The sequence below is a fragment of the Flavobacterium sp. XN-5 genome (assembly GCF_008033395.2).
Lineage (GTDB): Bacteria > Bacteroidota > Bacteroidia > Flavobacteriales > Flavobacteriaceae > Flavobacterium > Flavobacterium hiemivividum.
The window spans coordinates 168,361-186,171 of sequence record NZ_VOGZ02000006.1; the positions used below are offsets into that span (position 1 = coordinate 168,361).

The 17,811-nt window shown below is 35.3% G+C and carries 16 protein-coding genes; 11 read left to right on the forward strand and 5 right to left on the reverse strand.

The window, feature by feature from the left end:
- Positions 1-5: 5 nt before the first annotated feature.
- From pepT to FQU23_RS11795, 3 genes are all read left to right on the forward strand, one after another.
- Positions 6-1,289: a peptidase T gene (gene pepT / locus FQU23_RS11785; RefSeq protein ID WP_147673995.1), complete on the forward strand. Its 1,284-nt coding sequence runs from the start codon at positions 6-8 to the stop codon at positions 1,287-1,289.
- Positions 1,290-1,877: a YdeI/OmpD-associated family protein gene (locus FQU23_RS11790; RefSeq protein ID WP_147673996.1), complete on the forward strand. Its 588-nt coding sequence runs from the start codon at positions 1,290-1,292 to the stop codon at positions 1,875-1,877.
- A 201-nt stretch (positions 1,878-2,078) separates the two neighbouring features.
- Positions 2,079-2,495: a hypothetical protein gene (locus FQU23_RS11795; protein WP_147673997.1), complete on the forward strand. Its 417-nt coding sequence runs from the start codon at positions 2,079-2,081 to the stop codon at positions 2,493-2,495.
- Between the two features lie 79 nt (positions 2,496-2,574).
- On the opposite strand, the gene yajC is transcribed toward FQU23_RS11795, so the two are convergent.
- The 3 genes from yajC to FQU23_RS11810 all read right to left on the reverse strand — a co-directional run bounded on the left by yajC (position 2,575) and on the right by FQU23_RS11810 (position 5,100).
- Positions 2,575-2,847, reverse strand: coding sequence for a preprotein translocase subunit YajC (yajC, locus tag FQU23_RS11800; protein ID WP_132110740.1), 273 nt, complete (start codon positions 2,845-2,847; stop codon positions 2,575-2,577).
- A 28-nt stretch (positions 2,848-2,875) separates the two neighbouring features.
- Positions 2,876-3,787 (reverse strand): transcription antitermination factor NusB, encoded by a 912-nt coding sequence (nusB, locus tag FQU23_RS11805; RefSeq protein ID WP_147674040.1) that lies wholly within the window; start codon positions 3,785-3,787, stop codon positions 2,876-2,878.
- Between the two features lie 206 nt (positions 3,788-3,993).
- A complete protein-coding gene (locus tag FQU23_RS11810; RefSeq protein ID WP_147673998.1) occupies positions 3,994-5,100 on the reverse strand; it encodes a Glu/Leu/Phe/Val family dehydrogenase in 1,107 nt (368 codons plus the stop codon).
- 202 nt (positions 5,101-5,302) lie between these two features.
- Here FQU23_RS11810 and FQU23_RS11815 point away from each other — a divergent pair, with 202 nt between their 5' ends.
- From FQU23_RS11815 to FQU23_RS11845, 7 genes are all read left to right on the forward strand, one after another.
- Entirely contained in the window at positions 5,303-7,063 is a 1,761-nt protein-coding gene (locus FQU23_RS11815) for an ABC transporter ATP-binding protein (protein WP_147673999.1), read from the forward strand.
- Positions 7,064-7,134: 71 nt separating this feature from the next.
- Positions 7,135-7,518: a PUR family DNA/RNA-binding protein gene (locus FQU23_RS11820; RefSeq protein WP_132110832.1), complete on the forward strand. Its 384-nt coding sequence runs from the start codon at positions 7,135-7,137 to the stop codon at positions 7,516-7,518.
- 111 nt (positions 7,519-7,629) lie between these two features.
- Entirely contained in the window at positions 7,630-8,547 is a 918-nt protein-coding gene (locus FQU23_RS11825; protein ID WP_147674000.1) for a mechanosensitive ion channel family protein, read from the forward strand.
- Positions 8,548-8,668: 121 nt separating this feature from the next.
- Complete coding sequence (locus FQU23_RS11830) at positions 8,669-9,838, forward strand: MFS transporter (protein WP_147674001.1); 1,170 nt, start codon at positions 8,669-8,671, stop codon at positions 9,836-9,838.
- A 111-nt stretch (positions 9,839-9,949) separates the two neighbouring features.
- A complete protein-coding gene (locus FQU23_RS11835) occupies positions 9,950-12,469 on the forward strand; it encodes a cation-translocating P-type ATPase (RefSeq protein ID WP_147674002.1) in 2,520 nt (839 codons plus the stop codon).
- Between the two features lie 11 nt (positions 12,470-12,480).
- Positions 12,481-13,281, forward strand: coding sequence for a sulfurtransferase (locus tag FQU23_RS11840; protein WP_147674003.1), 801 nt, complete (start codon positions 12,481-12,483; stop codon positions 13,279-13,281).
- Between the two features lie 12 nt (positions 13,282-13,293).
- Entirely contained in the window at positions 13,294-13,980 is a 687-nt protein-coding gene (locus FQU23_RS11845) for a GNAT family N-acetyltransferase (RefSeq protein WP_147674004.1), read from the forward strand.
- 1 nt (position 13,981) lies between these two features.
- Here the strand turns inward: FQU23_RS11845 and FQU23_RS11850 are convergent, their stop codons facing one another.
- Positions 13,982-15,313, reverse strand: coding sequence for an erythromycin esterase family protein (locus FQU23_RS11850; RefSeq protein WP_147674005.1), 1,332 nt, complete (start codon positions 15,311-15,313; stop codon positions 13,982-13,984).
- Positions 15,314-15,512: 199 nt separating this feature from the next.
- Positions 15,513-15,848 carry a tRNA-binding protein gene (locus FQU23_RS11855; RefSeq protein ID WP_147674006.1) on the reverse strand — a complete coding sequence of 112 codons (336 nt, stop codon included), beginning with the start codon at positions 15,846-15,848 and terminating at the stop codon, positions 15,513-15,515.
- Between the two features lie 408 nt (positions 15,849-16,256).
- Here FQU23_RS11855 and FQU23_RS11860 point away from each other — a divergent pair, with 408 nt between their 5' ends.
- Positions 16,257-17,810, forward strand: a complete 1,554-nt coding sequence (locus FQU23_RS11860; protein ID WP_147674007.1) for an FMN-binding glutamate synthase family protein — start codon at positions 16,257-16,259, stop codon at positions 17,808-17,810.
- Position 17,811: the final 1 nt, after the last annotated feature.

Sequence of the window (17,811 nt, forward strand, 5' to 3'; positions counted from 1 at the left end):
CAATTATGCAACATATTATAGACCGTTTTATCAGTTATGTTACTGTTGACACAGAGTCAGATCCCAATTCACAAACTACACCAAGTACAGAAAAACAATGGGTTCTTGCCAATCAATTGGTTGAAGAACTAAAAAGCATAGGAATGCAGGATGTGACTATAGATGATAAATCGTATATCATGGCCACACTGCCAAGTAATGTTGATCACGAGGTTCCTACAATTGGGTTTATATCTCATTTTGACACCACTCCTGATTTTACAGGAGCTAATGTAAAACCTCAAATTATTCCAAATTATGATGGTAAAGACATCATTCTAAATGCGGAACAAAATATTGTTTTATCTCCAAATTATTTCAAAGATTTATTACAATACAAGGGACAAACTATAATCACAACTGATGGAACTACTCTTTTAGGTGCTGATGATAAAGCTGGAATTACGGAAATTATGACAGCAATGGAATACTTAATTAACAATCCAGAAATCAAACACGGGAAAATTAGAGTTGGTTTTACACCTGACGAAGAAATAGGTCGTGGAGCACACCATTTTGATGTGGAGAAATTTGGAGCTGACTGGGCTTACACGATGGACGGAAGTCAAGTGGGAGAATTAGAATATGAAAATTTTAATGCGGCTTCAGCCAAAATTATTTTTAAAGGAAAAAGTGTGCATCCTGGTTATGCCAAAGGAAAGATGATCAACTCCATGTTAATTGCCAATGATTTCATTACTGCACTACCTTCTGATGAAACACCGGAGACCACAAAAGGATACCAAGGTTTTTTCCATGTACATCACTTAACAGGAAGTATCGAGGAAACCGTTTTAGAATTAATAATCAGAGACCACAGTAAGATTAAATTCGAAAAAAGAAAAGAAAAAGTAGAGAAAATTGCGCGCAAAATTAATAAGAAATATGCGAAACAATTTGGTGAAGACATTGCAATAGTTGAGATCAATGATCAATACTACAACATGAAAGAAAAGGTCGTTCCTGTAAAACATATTGTTGATATTGCCGAAAAAGCGATGAAGGAAGTAGGTATTAAACCATTAATCAAACCCATTCGCGGTGGAACTGATGGCTGTCAATTATCATACAAAGGATTGCCTTGTCCAAATATTTTTGCTGGTGGACATAATTTTCACGGTAAATACGAATATGTTCCTGTTGAAAGCATGCAAAAGGCAGTTGACGTTATTGTAAAAATTGCTGAGTTGGCCACAATGCCCAACTTTGGCCTAGAAGCAAAGGAAAGCAAAAAGAAAAAGCAAAAATAATTGGAATCATCCGAATCTAAAAAACATACTTGGGACAAAACTAATAATTGGACAGAAGAATTAAATCTCCTGAAAGAAATACTGGCCCAAACTGAACTTGTAGCCACTACAAAATGGGGCGGGCTGGTTTATGTTTTAGACGGCAAGAATGTACTAGGAATCGGAGGGTTTAAAAGTTATTTTGGAATATGGTTTTACAACGGCGTTTTTCTAAAAGATGAAAAAAAAGTATTGGTAAACGCACAAGAAGGTGTAACCAAATCTTTGCGTCAATGGCGTTTTAATTCTATTGAAGAAGTTAATGAGAAAGAAGTGCTTACTTATATTCTAGAAGCAATCGAAATTAAAAAAGCGGGTAAAGTCATTAAACCAACGACCAAGAAAACGATTATCTCTTTCGAATTACAAGCCGAATTAGACAGCAATGTTTATTTGGCGGAAGCCTTTTCAAAATTCTCACAAGCCAAGCAACGCGAATTTCACGAGTATATTGAGGAAGCTAAAAGAGACGCCACTAAACTTAGTAGAATAGAAAAAATAAAATCAATGATCCTACAAAACATTGGCTTGAATGATAAGTACAAATGAAAAAATCGACGTAAAAACGGATTTTTTTTAAGTTTTAAGGCCTATCAATATTTTCTACTTTTTACACCAATCAAATCCATAGGCAAAAACTTAACATTATCGTGTCGCATTATTCACTATATTTACTAATGACTTGTTTATCAAATCATTTAGATTACGGTAAAAAGAGTCGTGCTATTAAAACTAAACGAATAGACGATCATGGATGAAAAAAAAGTAGAAGTAAAAACTCCAGCAGCTTCGGCCGCCAATAAAAAGGTGGCCCCTGTTAAATCTAGAAAACCAACAGTTGATAAACCAACTGCTGACGTCGCCCCTAAAGCCACTATAGATAAAAAGCCAATTGAAGTTCAGAAAAAACCAGTTCCGGAAGACAACAAGGATGAAAAGAAAAAGGAAAAAAGTAAGCTGAAAAAGTTGGCGAAAAAAGAGAAGGAAAAACTAAAAAAACTCATTGGCAAAGAAATAGCCAAACAAAAAGTAAAAGACAAAAAAGCTAAAGCCAAAAAAACTAAAAAAGACAAAGCCAAGAAAGCGAAATTAAAATCGAAGCTTAAAAACAAAAAAGCCAAGGCAAAAGCAAAAAAGAGCAAGAAAAAGCAAAAAAGCAAAAAGTGATTTCCTTTTACAATTGCTAAAAAAAAGTCCCATTCAGAATTACATTCCGAATGGGACTTTATATAACCTTAAAAAAATATTATTTTTTAGCAAGTGTTGCGCTCATTTCCATAGAAATTGCAGAACGCTCCATTTTTAATTTTCCAGACATTGTTTCAATTACAACTGTAGTATCTGCAAGCTCCGAAACTTTACCGTGAAGTCCACTTTTAGTGATGATTTTATCACCTACTTTTAAAGCTGTTTCGAATTCTTTTTCTTGTTTAGCTTTTTTCTGTTGTGGTCTGATCATAAAGAAATAGATCACTACAAACATTAATAAGAAAGGTGCAAATTGAGTTAATTGTTCCATAATTTTAAATTCTTTTTTTTTATTAGTGTTACATTAAACCGCGACCGGTTTTATTTAATTTTTTACTGACTTCTAGCTCTTTAACTAGATTATCCAGAATTCCGTTGATAAAAATACTACTTTTTGGTGTAGAATACTCTTTCGCAAGTTCTAAATATTCGTTAAGAGTTACTTTTACTGGAATTGAAGGGAATTTTAAAAATTCACAAATTGCCATTTTAAGAATAATAGTATCTACCTCAGCAATTCTATCGCTATCCCAGTTAGGTGTTTTGTTTACAAACTCCTTAGCAAGTTCTGCTTCATTCAAAACCGTTTTTCTAAACAAATCTTTAACGAATGCTTTGTCTTCACTATCCTTATACACTTTAGGTACGGTGAAATTATCATCCATGATAGGTTTCATCGCTTTTAACTGCTTAATGATTTGAGTGTTTACCAATGGTATATCATCAATCCAAGTCAGTTTATCGTCTTCCAGGAATTCGTACAATTTTTCATTTGGCACAATAACTTCCATAAACAAATCTACAATAAGCTGTTTGTCTTCTTCAAAAGAAGTTGCCGGATTACTCATATAATCTGTATAGAACTTACTTGCTTTTATAGCATTAAGCAACAACAAAATATAATCATCATTCAAAGTCCAAGCGTCAACTTTACGCGTTTCCATAGCAATGCTAAGAGAATTGTTTTCGGCTAGTATTTGAAAAATACTGTTTTTAATAAATTTTTCGTTGGGTTTAAGTTCCGCAGCTGTAGCGAGATGTTTCAAACTTGATTTATGTAAAAAAACGGACTCTCTTTTACATATTTCCATTAAGGAAGAAATCATTGTAAGGTATAAATCTTGAATATTGTCGATACTGTAAAAAAGGAATTTCTCTTCTTTTTCTAGATTATCAGAACCGTTTTGATGCATTGCATAAATGGATTGCATGACTTTAACGCGTATGTGTCTTCTATTTACCACCTTGTAAGAACTTTTATTAAATTAGCTGGCAAAAATAAGCATTTCCTTTTTTAAAATAAAATTAAAATGTCAAATAAAGGTTTTGCTGATAAATTTGTTTCTTTTATCCTAAAAAAGTCACAGTTTTCAAGGCTATCTAGAAAACTGTGACTTTTTGATAAATAAAAGAAAAATTACTTCTTACTATTCTCTATTTTTCTTTGATCAATACGATTTTGAGCAATGGTAAGCGCCGCATGATGCGTCGTAATTCCATTAGCTACAGCATAATCAAGAATCTCTAAAGTTGTATTGTAGATATTCTCTGTTTTGCGCATAATTTCCTCTTTACCATAATGCGCTAATTCAGCATAAACATTAATGATTCCACCCGCGTTAATCAAGAAATCTGGTGCATATAAAATACCACGTTCCTGCAAAATTGCACCATGAATATCTTCATTTGCTAATTGATTGTTAGCGGCACCGGCAATTACTTTTGCTTTTATTTTGTGAACTGTAGCATCGTTGATCGTTGCTCCCATCGCACAAGGCGCATAAATATCTACATCGGCTGTATATAAATCAGCACCGGTGTAAATAGTAGCATTATACTTCGTTCCTACTTCAAGCAATTTTTCCTCATTGATATCAGCGATGGTAACAATTGCTCCTTCCTTAGTTAAATAATCTACTAAAGTTTCCCCAACGTGACCAATACCTTGAACCAATACTTTCTTTCCTGTAAGCACATCTGACCCAAATTTATGTTTGGCAGCTGCTTTCATTCCCATGTACACTCCATAAGCAGTTACAGGTGATGGATTACCAGCCCCACCTCTTTCCTCAGAAATTCCAGTAACATAAGGCGTAACATCGCGTACGATATCCATATCTCTAGTTTCCATTCCTACATCTTCGGCAGTAATGTATCTTCCGCTTAAACCATGTACAAATTCACCAAACTTGCGCATTAATTCAGGTGTTTTCTGCGTTTTGGCATCGCCCATAATAACGGCTTTTCCTCCTCCAATATTCAGTCCTGTAATCGCTGCTTTAAAAGTCATTCCACGAGAAAGACGCAAAACATCATTCAGCGCTTCCCACTCATTAGCATAATTAAACATCCTAGTTCCTCCTAAAGCAGGTCCCATAACCGAATTATGAATACCAATAATTGCTTTTAAACCTGTATCTTTGTCGTTGCAAAAAACAATCTGTTCGTGATCATCAAATGATAATTGTCCAAAAACGGGATCCATTTTTTGAAGTTCCTTTCCTGTTGTGAAAGTTGCATCCATAGTATAATTTTTTATAGTGGTGAAATTATGAATTTGTCAAAAAAGACAAGTCAAAATTACATAAAAAATAAATATCTATCGATATTTTTAATAAAATTTAATTATTTGGCAATATTATTATAAAAACAAATTTAGCTAATTATTAAATATTTAAAGAAAATCATAAAAATAAAACAAAACCAATACAGAATATCTTAAAAGAATGAAAGAGTTACTCTATTTAAACAAATATTTCGTCAAATATAAATACCGTTTTTTACTAGGTATTGCCTTCACAATTATCGCACAAATATTCATGCTGTTCACTCCCAAGTTGATTAGCAGTTCATTTAAAGCTATTGAAGAATTTGCTAAAGACTCTAGCATTCCTTCATCAGTTATTAGAGAAGAATTACTTTCGAATATTCTATTAATCATTGCCACAACCATAATTGCGGGTTTTCTAACGTTCTTGATGAGACAAACGCTAATTGTGATGTCTCGCCATATCGAATTTGATTTAAAAAACGAGGTTTTTAGACAGTATGAAAACTTATCTCAGAATTTCTATAAAAAGAATCGTACCGGTGATTTGATGAATCGCATCAGCGAGGATGTATCAAAGGTGAGAATGTATGTGGGCCCCGCTGTCATGTATTCTATAAATACGCTTATCCGTTTTACAATTGTTACTATATACATGTACAATGTTTCTCCTCTTCTAACATTATACACCATTCTTCCATTGCCTATTTTGTCCTATGGTATTTTTAAATTAAGCACAGAAATAAACAAGAGAAGTACTGTTTTTCAACAATATTTATCGAAAGTATCTAGTTTCTCCCAAGAAATCTTTTCAGGTATTCGAGTGATAAAAGCCTATTCATTAGAAGAGCAACACCAGAGTAATATGGTATTGCTGGCTAAGGAAAGTAAAAGTAAAAGTTTGAATTTAGCCAAAGTCCAGTCCTTATTTGGGCCACTTATGCTAGCTCTTATCGGAATCAGTAACTTGGTTGTAATCTACTTTGGAGGTTTAATGTATATTGACGGAACGATTAAAAGCATTGGTACGATCGCTGAGTTTATTTTGTATGTCAACATGCTTACTTGGCCCGTAGCGTCGTTAGGGTGGATTTCGTCAATGGTTCAAGAAGCAGAAGCTTCGCAAAAACGTTTGAATGAATTCCTAAAAATAGAACCAGAGATAAAAAATAGCAACCCAAAGCATTCGATTATAAACGGTTCGATTTCATTCGAAAATGTAAGCTATACTTATGAAGACACTAATATTACAGCACTTAAAGACATCTCTTTTACGGTTAAAAAAGGAGAAACTTTAGCAATTCTTGGAAAAACAGGATCTGGAAAATCAACTATTTTATCATTGATTTCACGTCTCTACGATGCGACTGACGGGAAAGTTAAAATTGACAATCAAGAGATAAGCATTTTAAACCTTAATGATTTGCGCAACAGCATCGGGATAGTTCCACAAGATGCTTTTCTGTTTTCAGATTCTATTAAGAACAATATCAAGTTTGGTAAAGAAGATGCTACTGATGAAGAAGTACAAACAGCTGCCAAAAGTGCTGTGGTACATGATAATATCATGGGTTTTAACAAAAAATATGATACCGTTCTGGGTGAACGTGGGATTACACTGTCGGGAGGACAAAAACAAAGGGTTTCCATTGCTAGAGCGATCATTAAAAACCCGCCAATTTTGCTTTTTGACGACTGTTTATCAGCTGTTGACACTGAAACTGAAGAAACAATCCTGAATAATCTAAACACAATATGCAAGGATAAAACAACCATTATTGTAAGTCATAGGGTTTCATCGGCCAAAAATGCACATAAGATTATAATTATAGAGGATGGTAAAATCATTCAACAAGGATCTCATAACCAGTTAGTAAATCAAGAAGGCTATTATGCCTCATTATATTTAAAACAACTTTCCGAAAAAGAATTGCAGTAATTGTTGTTTAATAAATATATTTTTATGATTTTTGGTTACGATTTAACAACCATAAATTGAGAAAAAGGATTATGAGAGAAAATGATATGTTAGAAAAAGAAGAGATCTTTTCTAAAGTTTTACGTGCTGGGAGAAGAACCTATTTCTTTGATGTGAGAGCTACAAAAGCTGATGATTATTATATTACAATTACCGAGAGTAAAAAATTTACTGAAGAAGACGGATCGTTTCACTTCAAAAAGCATAAAATATATTTGTATAAAGAAGATTTTGCCTCTTTCGCAGAAATTCTTGGAGATATGACTTCTTACGTTTTGAACCACAAAGGCGAAGAAGTAATTTCAGAGAGACATCAGAAAGATTTCAAAAAAGAATATGTTACTGAAAAAGCAACCGCTGATGAAGCTTTGCCAAACATATCAACTTTTACAGATATAGATTTTGATGACATTTAATTTTTTATTCTAAATTAAATATATTTACTGAAGCAAGAAGTCCAAAAATCAAATGGTTTTTGGACTTTTTACATTTTTACAAAAACCCAATTTCAACTAAAAACACAACCGATGCAGGAGATTTTCATGAAATACACAGATAAATACGCTGAATTTATTATCCCATGGCTTTTAACAAGCGGACTAAAAATCGTTTTTATCATTATAGGTTCTTTAATTCTAAACAAGGTTATTATAACCTTTATCGAAAAAGCGGTAAGACTTGCTGTTAGACCTGATGGAATTTCGTCCAAAGATGCCGAAGAAAAAAGAGAAAATACACTAATTCAAATATTTACTACTACTTCTACAATTGTTCTGATAACTATCGTTGGTTTGATGATACTTCAAGAATTTGGAGTAGAAATCGCTCCCATTTTGGCAGCAGCCGGAATTGTCGGACTCGCCTTTGGTTTTGGTGGACAATATCTTATTAGGGATATTATTTCTGGGCTTTTTATTATCCTCGAAAATCAATACCGCGTTGGTGATGTAGTTAATTTTGACAATGCTGGTGGTACGGTTCAAGAGATCAGCTTACGAAAAACAACACTAAGAGACTTAGATGGAACCGTTCACCACATTCCTCACGGAGAAATTAAGAAAGTCTCCAATCTTTCCAAGGATTTCTCTCGTATTAACTTAGATATTGGCATAGGGTATTCATCTAATTTGGAGCATGTAATTGGAGTGATAAACAAAGTGGGGACAGAATTAGCCGCTGATCCGTTATGGAAAAGTAACATTATCCTTGCTCCTCAATTTTTACGTGTGAATGACTTTGCCGATTCTTCCATTATGCTTAAAATATTAGGAGAGACATTACCCAGTAAACAATGGGAAGTCACTGGTGAATTGCGCAAAAGACTAAAAGTTGCCTTTGATAATGAAGGAATAGAAATTCCGTTTCCGCAAGTGGTAATGCACCGACCGAAAGATGCTGAAGAAGCCAAGGTTAAAAATGACACCAACGAAATTCAAAAATCTTAATCTCATTCATGTAGAGAATTAATTTGTTCCAATACAAACATTATCATAAAAGTCTGAAAGCCATGTGCTTTTCAGACTTTTTATTTACATTTATAGGGCATAACTTTCAATCGTTCCTATTTTGAAAAACATCAGTCGTACCGTCTGGATTTTGTCTTTGATAAGCTTGTTTACGGATACGGCCAGTGAAATGTTATATCCCATCATGCCCATTTACTTAAAGTCGATTGGTTTCTCCATTGTACTTATTGGAATCCTTGAAGGTGTTGCCGAAGCTACTGCGGGATTGAGCAAAGGATATTTCGGAAAGCGTTCTGATGTGACTGGCAAAAGAGTTCCATTTGTACAATTGGGTTATGCGTTTAGCGCCATTTCAAAACCTATGATGGCAGTATTCGTTTATCCGCTTTGGATTTTCTTTGCAAGAACCATCGACCGTTTGGGAAAAGGAATCCGTACGGGAGCGAGAGACGCCATCCTTTCGGACGAAGCCACTGCACAAACCAAAGGGAAAATATTCGGTTTTCATCGTTCTATGGATACATTGGGCGCGGTCTTAGGCCCGTCATTAGCCTTGCTCTTCCTCTATTTCTATCCCGAGAATTATATTGCTTTATTTTACCTCGCTTTTATTCCAGGACTTTTAGCTATAGCCGCTACCTTTTTGTTAAAGGAAAAACAAAGAACAGTTACTACAGATAAAAAAGCAACTCCTTTCTTCTCTTTTCTGAACTATTGGAAAATAAGCCCACCGATGTATCGCAAAGTCGTAATCGGACTTTTAGCTTTTACTTTATTTAATAGCTCTGATGTTTTTCTACTGCTTAAAGCGAAAGAATCTGGATTAAGTGACACAATGGTTATAGGGATTTATATTTTTTACAATCTCGTTTATGCTTTATTTGCTTTCCCAATAGGAATATTGGCCGATAAAATTGGGCTAAAGAAAATGCTGATTTTCGGAATTAGTATCTTCTCGATTGTATATTTTGGGATGGGATTCAATCAAAATTTTTATGTTTTCGCTGGACTTTTTGCACTTTATGGAATCTACGCTGCAGCTACCGAAGGCATTTCTAAAGCGTGGATTAGCAATATTTCAAATGAAAAAGATACCGCAACCGCTATTGGAACTTACTCTGCTTTTCAAAGTTTTTTCACTATGCTCGCCAGTTCCTTGGCAGGACTTATTTGGTATCAGTTTGGAGCGAATGTCACATTTATAGTGACTGCAGTTGCTAGTATTTTAATTAGTCTTTATTTTATTTTCATGACTACCGAAAAAGTATAATTTGAATATTTATACTCTGATTCCACTCTTCGCATCATAAACCACCGCCTATAAAGGGTATACTACAACTAAAAATCTTATATTTGAGTAGCAGTATTTATTCGCAAAACTATGTCTATAAAAATCAATATTCCCGAAAACATCATCGGCTTGACTGATGAGCAAGTTCAAGCTTCAAGGAAAAAATTTGGTCACAACAAACAAATTCACAAACAAAAACACCAGTGGTGGCTAGGCCTTTTTGACTTGTTCAAAGAGCCCATGTTGCTATTATTGATAGCCGTAGCAATCATTTATTTTATCATGGAGCAAAATAGCGAAGCTTATTTTATGCTGGCTGCAATAGTGGCTGTCTCTGGAATTTCTTTCTATCAGGATAATCGCAGTCGGATTGCGATGGAAGCTTTAGAAAAATTGAATGAGCCCCTGAGTACGGTCTTGCGAAATGGAGAACCTGCAAGAATACCCACTGCAGCAATAGTAATTGATGATCTAGTAGTAGCTGAGGAAGGAAACACGATTAATGCAGATGGTGAAATTATACACAGCAATGATTTTTCAGTTAATGAATCCCTATTGACCGGCGAACCGTATGCTGTTTTCAAATCAGAAAAAACAGAGCTAAAATCTGTTTTCAGTGGTACCTTGGTCGCCTCTGGTTTAGCTGTTTACCGAGTAACCAAAATTGGCTCTAATACAGAAGTTGGAAAATTAGGCAGTTCGTTACAAAACATCAAAGAAACGCCTACGCCATTACAAGTTCAGATTCAAAAGTTTGTAAAAGTGATGGCCATTATGGGTATTGCTGTTTTCTTATTGGTTTGGGGCGTTTATTTTTGGAAAACACATAACATATTAACTAGTTTATTAAAAGGACTTACGCTAGCAATGTCCATTCTTCCCGAAGAAATACCTGTGGCATTTACTACTTTCATGGCTTTGGGATCTTGGCGACTAATGAAAGAAGGTGTTATAGTCAAAAAAATCAGAACGGTAGAAACCTTGGGAAGTGCTACTATCATCTGTACAGACAAAACAGGAACGCTGACACAAAACAAAATGAGCTTGCAATCCGTTTACGCTTTTAGCAGCGACAAATTATACGACAAAGAGCAATGGAATACAGAAGAAGCTAAAAAAGTCATTGAAATTGCAATGTGGGCGAGCGAACCTGTGCCTTTTGATCCGATGGAAAAAACCTTGCATGAGGCGTATGAAAAAACGACAACCATCGATACACGCAGACAATTTTCCATGGCACATGAATACCCGCTTGACGGGAAACCGCCGATGATGACGCATGTGTTTGAAAATAAGGAAGGAAAACGCATTATTGCTGCCAAAGGTGGACCTGAAACGATTATAAAGGTATCCAACCTCAACACCGAGCAACAAAAACAAATTCATGATACAATTAGTGCACTGGCATCCAAAGGGTATCGCATCCTTGGTGTTGGTTCTTCTGATTATACCGAAACCAGTTACCCAAAAGACCAACAGGAAATACCTTTTCATTTCATAGGTTTGGTGGTGTTTTACGATCCTCCTAAAGCGAACATACCAAGCGTAATCCAACAATTTTATCAAGCAGGTATACAGGTAAAAGTCATAACAGGAGATAACACGCTCACCACAAAAGCCATTGCTGAAAAAGCAGGAATTAAAAATACCGAAAGTGTTATGGAAGGCGAACAGTTTATGAAACTGAACGAAGGCGAAATGCTAAAAGCCATTCACGGCACAACGCTTTTGACCCGCATGTTTCCAGAAGCTAAACTGGCCGTTGTAAATGCCTTAAAAAAAGACAAGCAAGTGGTAGCCATGGTGGGCGATGGTGTAAATGATGGCCCAGCCTTAAAAGCTTCAAATATTGGCATCGCCATGGGAAAAAAGGGAACTGAAATCGCAAAAGAAGCCGCAGATCTTATTTTGGTAAATGATGATCTATCAAAAATGATTATCGCGGTAGCTGCAGGACGTCGTATATATGCCAATCTTAAAAAAGCGGTGCGCTACATCGTTTCTATTCATATTCCTATCATATTAACCGTGTCCTTACCCTTATTTCTGGGTTGGATCTATCCCGATATTTTCACACCCGTTCATGTCATTTTCTTAGAATTAGTAATGGGACCTATGTGTTCCATTGTGTATGAAAATGAACCTGCCGAAAAAAACAGTATGCAAGAAGCCCCAAGACCTACCGGCAGTACGTTCTTATCGTTAAAAGAACTCGGAATAAGTATTATTCAAGGAATTGGGATTACCATAGGAATTTTATTTGTGTACCAATGGACCGTACATAATGGAGGTAACGAACAACTGACAAGAACAATGGTATTTACCACTTTAGTTTTTTCTAATGTGATTCTGTCCTTAGTAAATCGTTCGTTTTATTATTCTATTTTTACCTCGTTGAAAAATAAAAACAACATGATGGTGATAACCAATTCACTGACATTGATTTTCCTAGCCCTTATCGTATATATAAATCCAATCGCTCGCTTCTTTGACGTTCTTCCATTAGAACTTTATCAAATTGCAGTTTGCATTGGCGTAAGTGGCGTTTCAGTGCTTTGGATTGAAATTTGGAAATGGAATAAAAGAAGAAATAACAAACAACCAAACTAAACATAAAAATCATGAAAAATCCAATAGTATCTGTAGCCTGGCTTCAAGAACACCTTCAAGACCCTGAATTAATTATTCTGGATACATTTATCGATATGCCTTCAGAGAATATCCAAATAAAAGGAGCCCGAACTTTCGATATAAAAAATAAGTTTAGCGATACTAATAATCCACTACCCAATACAATCCCAGATCCAGAAGCTTTTGCTACAGCTTGCCGTGCACTCGGAATTAACAACAATAGTAAAATTGTTGTTTATGATAGTAAAGGAATATATTCTAGCCCTAGAGCGTGGTGGCTTTTTAAAGTCATGGGACACGAAAAAGTTTGGGTGCTCGATGGCGGATTGCCTGAGTGGCTAAATGAAGGTCATCCTACTGAAAAAAGACAACTGCAATCCTATCCAATAGGAAATTTTACTGCAAATTTCCAACCTCAGCTGTTTAAAACCAAGGAACAAATTTTAGAAAACATACAGGCTAAAGAAGCCTTGCTAGTCGATGCCCGCTCGACAGATCGATTTCATGGCGAAACGGAAGAACCTAGACTAGGATTGAGAAGCGGACACATTCCCGGCTCGATCAATATCCCTTTTACCCAGCTGCTTAAAGACGGAAAATATTTGCCCAAAGAAGAATTAAAAAAAATACTCCAACCGCAAGACCTACCACTATTGTTTACTTGTGGATCTGGTGTGACGGCTTGTATTGATTTGATTGCCTACGAACTAATTTCAGATAATCCTAAAGCAATCTACGATGGTTCTTGGACAGAATGGGGACAAGACCTAAATTTGCCTATTGAAAAATAAAAAATTTAAATTATGAGTCACGAAGACTTAAGTAAACTAGACAATCCCGTTTGGTATTCCTTATTAGAGAGCCAAAAAAAACATGCAATTTCCTATGATGAAACTCAGTTTTATGATCCTGAATACTCTCCATTTGGAGCTGCTTTAGATACTAAAAATAGTTCGAATGCAATTGCTCAATATTCTAAATTATCCGCTAACTTTTTTATTGTTGGCGAAAAGCCAGAAATCCCAGCTACTTTAAAAATAGGAAATGAATTGGTTTGCCTCCAAATGACTATTCTTAAACCAATCGACATTCCCATTACTGATACAATTATAAAACTGGATGAAAGTCACAGAGAAGATCTTTTGGAATTAGTCAAAATAGTATATCCAGAATATTTTAAAGCTAAAACAGCCACATTAGGAAACTATTATGGCATTTACATAGACAACCAACTAGCAGCCGTTACAGGCGAGCGAATGCAAATGAATGATTTTGTTGAAGTCAGTGCGGTAATTACACATCCTGATCACATTGGCAAAGGTTATGCAAAACAGCTTGTAGCGCACGCTACAAATGTGATTTTTAATCAAAATAAAACAGCATTTTTACATGTTTATGAAAAAAACTTTGGTGCGATTAAATTGTATGAAAAATTAGGATTCGAGGCCAGAAGAAAAATCAGTTTTTGGAATATTACAAAAAACGTCTAATTTATACTCCAAATGGGAATGTTTCTGGCATTTGATTTCCATCCGGTTTGATGTGAAGTGGATGCAATGCCGAAGTTTTATCTAAATAAACGAAGGCATTGTAACGATAAGGAATCTTACTAGGAACATAATTGCTTAAATGGTCGTTTTTTGGCCGATAGACAACCCCAATAGCACGATGTTCAAACTCCTTTTTCCCGAGATTATCTTTCATAGCCTCGGTCATAAATACAATTCGATCTTTAGCCTCGAGTTGGTGTAATTGATATTCCCAACTGTCTTTTAAAGCTTTGGGAATTTTCATGAGCTGCATAACATCACCCCATTCTCGTCCCGCGACAACAGTGCCTTGATACGAACCAAATCCTATAGAAAACACCTCTTCTGGCCTATGATCTTCGTTTAAGATTTGTCCTAGATTTATGGTTTCATCGTCCGCCATATCCGTAGCTCGCGCATCACCAATATGGGAATTGTGCGCCCAGATAATACCTTTCGTAACTGACCCATGAAATTCCATAAGATTTTCAACAGTCTGAACCATATGACGATCCCGAATATTCCAAGATTTTGGTCCTACAGTTACCATCGCCCGATAGTATCTTTCTGCGTTAAGAATCAAGAGTGCATTTTGTTTGAGATTCAAAATTTCTTCAGAATCGCCCTTCTGGATGGAAATATAATCTGTTATTTTTGTCAGTAGATTAGCTACTTCGTCTTCGCCGGACTTTGAAACCATGCGAGCAGCCCGTCCATATTCTTGACCTTCTCCTCTCTTATAGAGTTCAAAACATTGGAAGGCAACTTTAGCCGTCGCTTTAATTATTGGATCTTTATCTTCAAAATATTTAATTACCGCATCGAAAGACTCCCATAGACTGTAAATATCCAATCCATAAAATCCTACTTTCGCCTTATCTCTGCGGTCGTTGTATGTACGGAGCCACTCTGTCAAAGCAGCAGTTTCCCAGTTAGCCCACATCCAAGTTGGCCATCTGTTGAAAGAGTGAAGAACTTCTAAAGCTGAATTTCCTGAATCTGGATCATTTTTCACATACTGATTCAGTTTATAACAATCAGGCCAGTCGCCTTCTATAGCGATAAAAGAGAAACCTTTTTTCTCTATTAACCTTTTGCTAATCTTCATCCGTAACGCATAGTATTCGTGGGTTCCATGCGAGGCTTCGCCCAACAATACGTATTTAGCAGCACCAATTTTTTCAATTAATGTATCGAAAGTATTCTCCTCGTTTAATTCGATTGAATTTTCAAGAATTAACTTCCTCAAATCGAGAATTTCAGGTGATGTCCTTTTAGAATCAGGCGTATCCATACTATTTTAAGTAATTAAGTTCATTAATAGAATAATTGTAAATTAATTGAGAAGTGAAATCATCTTTAAAGAAGAAGCACTAGATTTAGTATATACTGAACTTACAATTAAATACCCTATACATTGACTAACAAAAAGTTAAGATACAAAAGAAACACGGACTTAGATCTTTATAATAGGGCATAGTTTCGAGCGATTATCAACCGATTCTAAGTCCGTTTTTAATTTTAAAGTCGGGAGCCAATAGAATTACGTCTCCGTCTTCCCCCATCGCACCTAATACGAGACATTCGCTCATGAATTTACCAATCTGTTTTTTAGGAAAGTTTATTACCGCAACAATCTGTCGTTGGAGTAAATCAGCTTTAGAGTAACGCTTAGTAATTTGCGCTGAAGATTTTCTGAGGCCAATAGCCTCTCCAAAATTAATCGTGAGTTGGAAAGCTGGTTTTCGAGCTTCCGGAAAATCATTAACTTCCACAATGGTACCCACATACATTTCCACTCTATCAAATTCCTGCCAAGTTAAATCCATAAATTATTTTTCTGTTTAAAGGTAAAAATAGTTACAACTATGTCAAAATCTAAATACCAACAAGACCTATTTATAAAAAAAGAAAGATTAGGCTTATAAAGAGTCTTAAAAACAACATAAATATAACATAATTCTAAAAAAAACTATTAAAAATAGAAAAATGGATGTATTTTTGCAGAGTGAAATTTAATTCTTATGAAGAACTTTCTTAATATAACATCGACCCCTACCTCTTTCTTTAAGGAGGATTTTGTGCTTTGTGCTAAATTCTCACATTCCAAAGCCTTTGTTGCTTAGACCTTCGTCTATAAAAAACAAACTACTTCATGACGAAGGTTTTTCTGTAAATCATTTATTTAACCCGCGATTTTAAAAGTTATCTTTTTGAAATCAAATCTAATTTAAAACATGTTTTTAAAAAAATTAGCTGTACACCAAATTATCTGGCTGACAATCCTTACATTTTTAATAATCAGCTGCGCACTGACTTATTTTCACTATCTCAGTTACTTCTTCTTGATTGTTCCTTTTTATTTGCTGTACCTATTGGTTATGGATACTTTTCAATCCAGCCACACAGTTAAAAAAAATTATCCAATTGTAGGTAGATTCAGGTATTTCTTAGAATCTTTCCGTCCAGAAATACGTCAGTATTTTTTCGAAGGTGAATTAGATGGAAAACCTTTTAACCGCAGACAACGCTCTATTGTATATCAGAGAGCTAAAAATGTAAAGCAAACTATTTCTTTTGGAATGCAAGATGATCCCAACAGAATCGGGTATGAATGGGCGGCGCATTCTATTTATCCAAAAAGAGCAGACAAACAATATTTTAGAACCAATGTTGGGAACACCCAGTGTCTTCAACCGTACAGCGCTAGCATCTATAATATTAGCGCCATGAGTTATGGTGCATTAAGTAAAACCGCTATTTCCTCTTTGAATAAAGGAGCTCAAATAGGTGGGTTTGCACACAATACAGGTGAGGGAGGAATCAGTGATTTCCATTTAGAAGGCGGTGATTTAATTTGGCAAATCGGAACAGGATATTTCGGATGTAGAAACGACGACGGTACGTTCTCAGATGAATTATTCGCTGTAAAATCAAACTATCCACAGGTAAAAATGATCGAATTAAAACTCTCTCAAGGAGCTAAACCTGGTCATGGTGGATTATTGCCAGGAGAAAAAAACACACCTGAAATTGCCAAAATAAGAAACATTCAGCCACATGTTGCAGTACACTCGCCAGCGGGACACACTGCTTTTACAAATAGTGTTGAGTTATTACAATTTTTAAATAAAATGAGAGCCTTATCAAATGGAAAACCCATTGGTTTTAAAATTTGTATTGGCCGTCAGGATGAATTTATATCGATAATTCGAGCCATGAAAGATACAGGTATTGTTCCTGATTTTATTACCATAGATGGCGCTGAAGGGGGAACTGGTGCCGCTCCATTAGAATTTATCGATTATATGGGTATGGCACTTGCTGATGCTTTAATTTTTGCTAGCAAAGTTTTAAAAGAATACGAACTAAGGGATCAGATTAAATTGATGGCTTCTGGAAAAATCATTACAGGGTTTGATATTGCCAAAGCGATTTCATTAGGTGCTGATGCGTGTTATAGCGCAAGAGGAATGATGTTTGCATTAGGGTGCATCCAAGCATTACAATGTGACAGTGGAAAATGTCCTGTAGGTATTGCAACTCAGGATGAAAAATTATATCGAGGTCTAAATATTACAGACAAAAGTGTACGTGTTGCTCATTTCCATAACAATACAATGAAAGCATTTGCAGAATTCATAGGAGCTTGTGGCTTTGATAATCCAAAGGCGATTACTCCAGATGTATTTTACAGAAGAATTGACCACAAAACTAATGAAAGTTTTTCATCGTTATTTTTCAACGATTATGAAAATATAACAAATACTGAAAAAATTAACTTAAACTAAA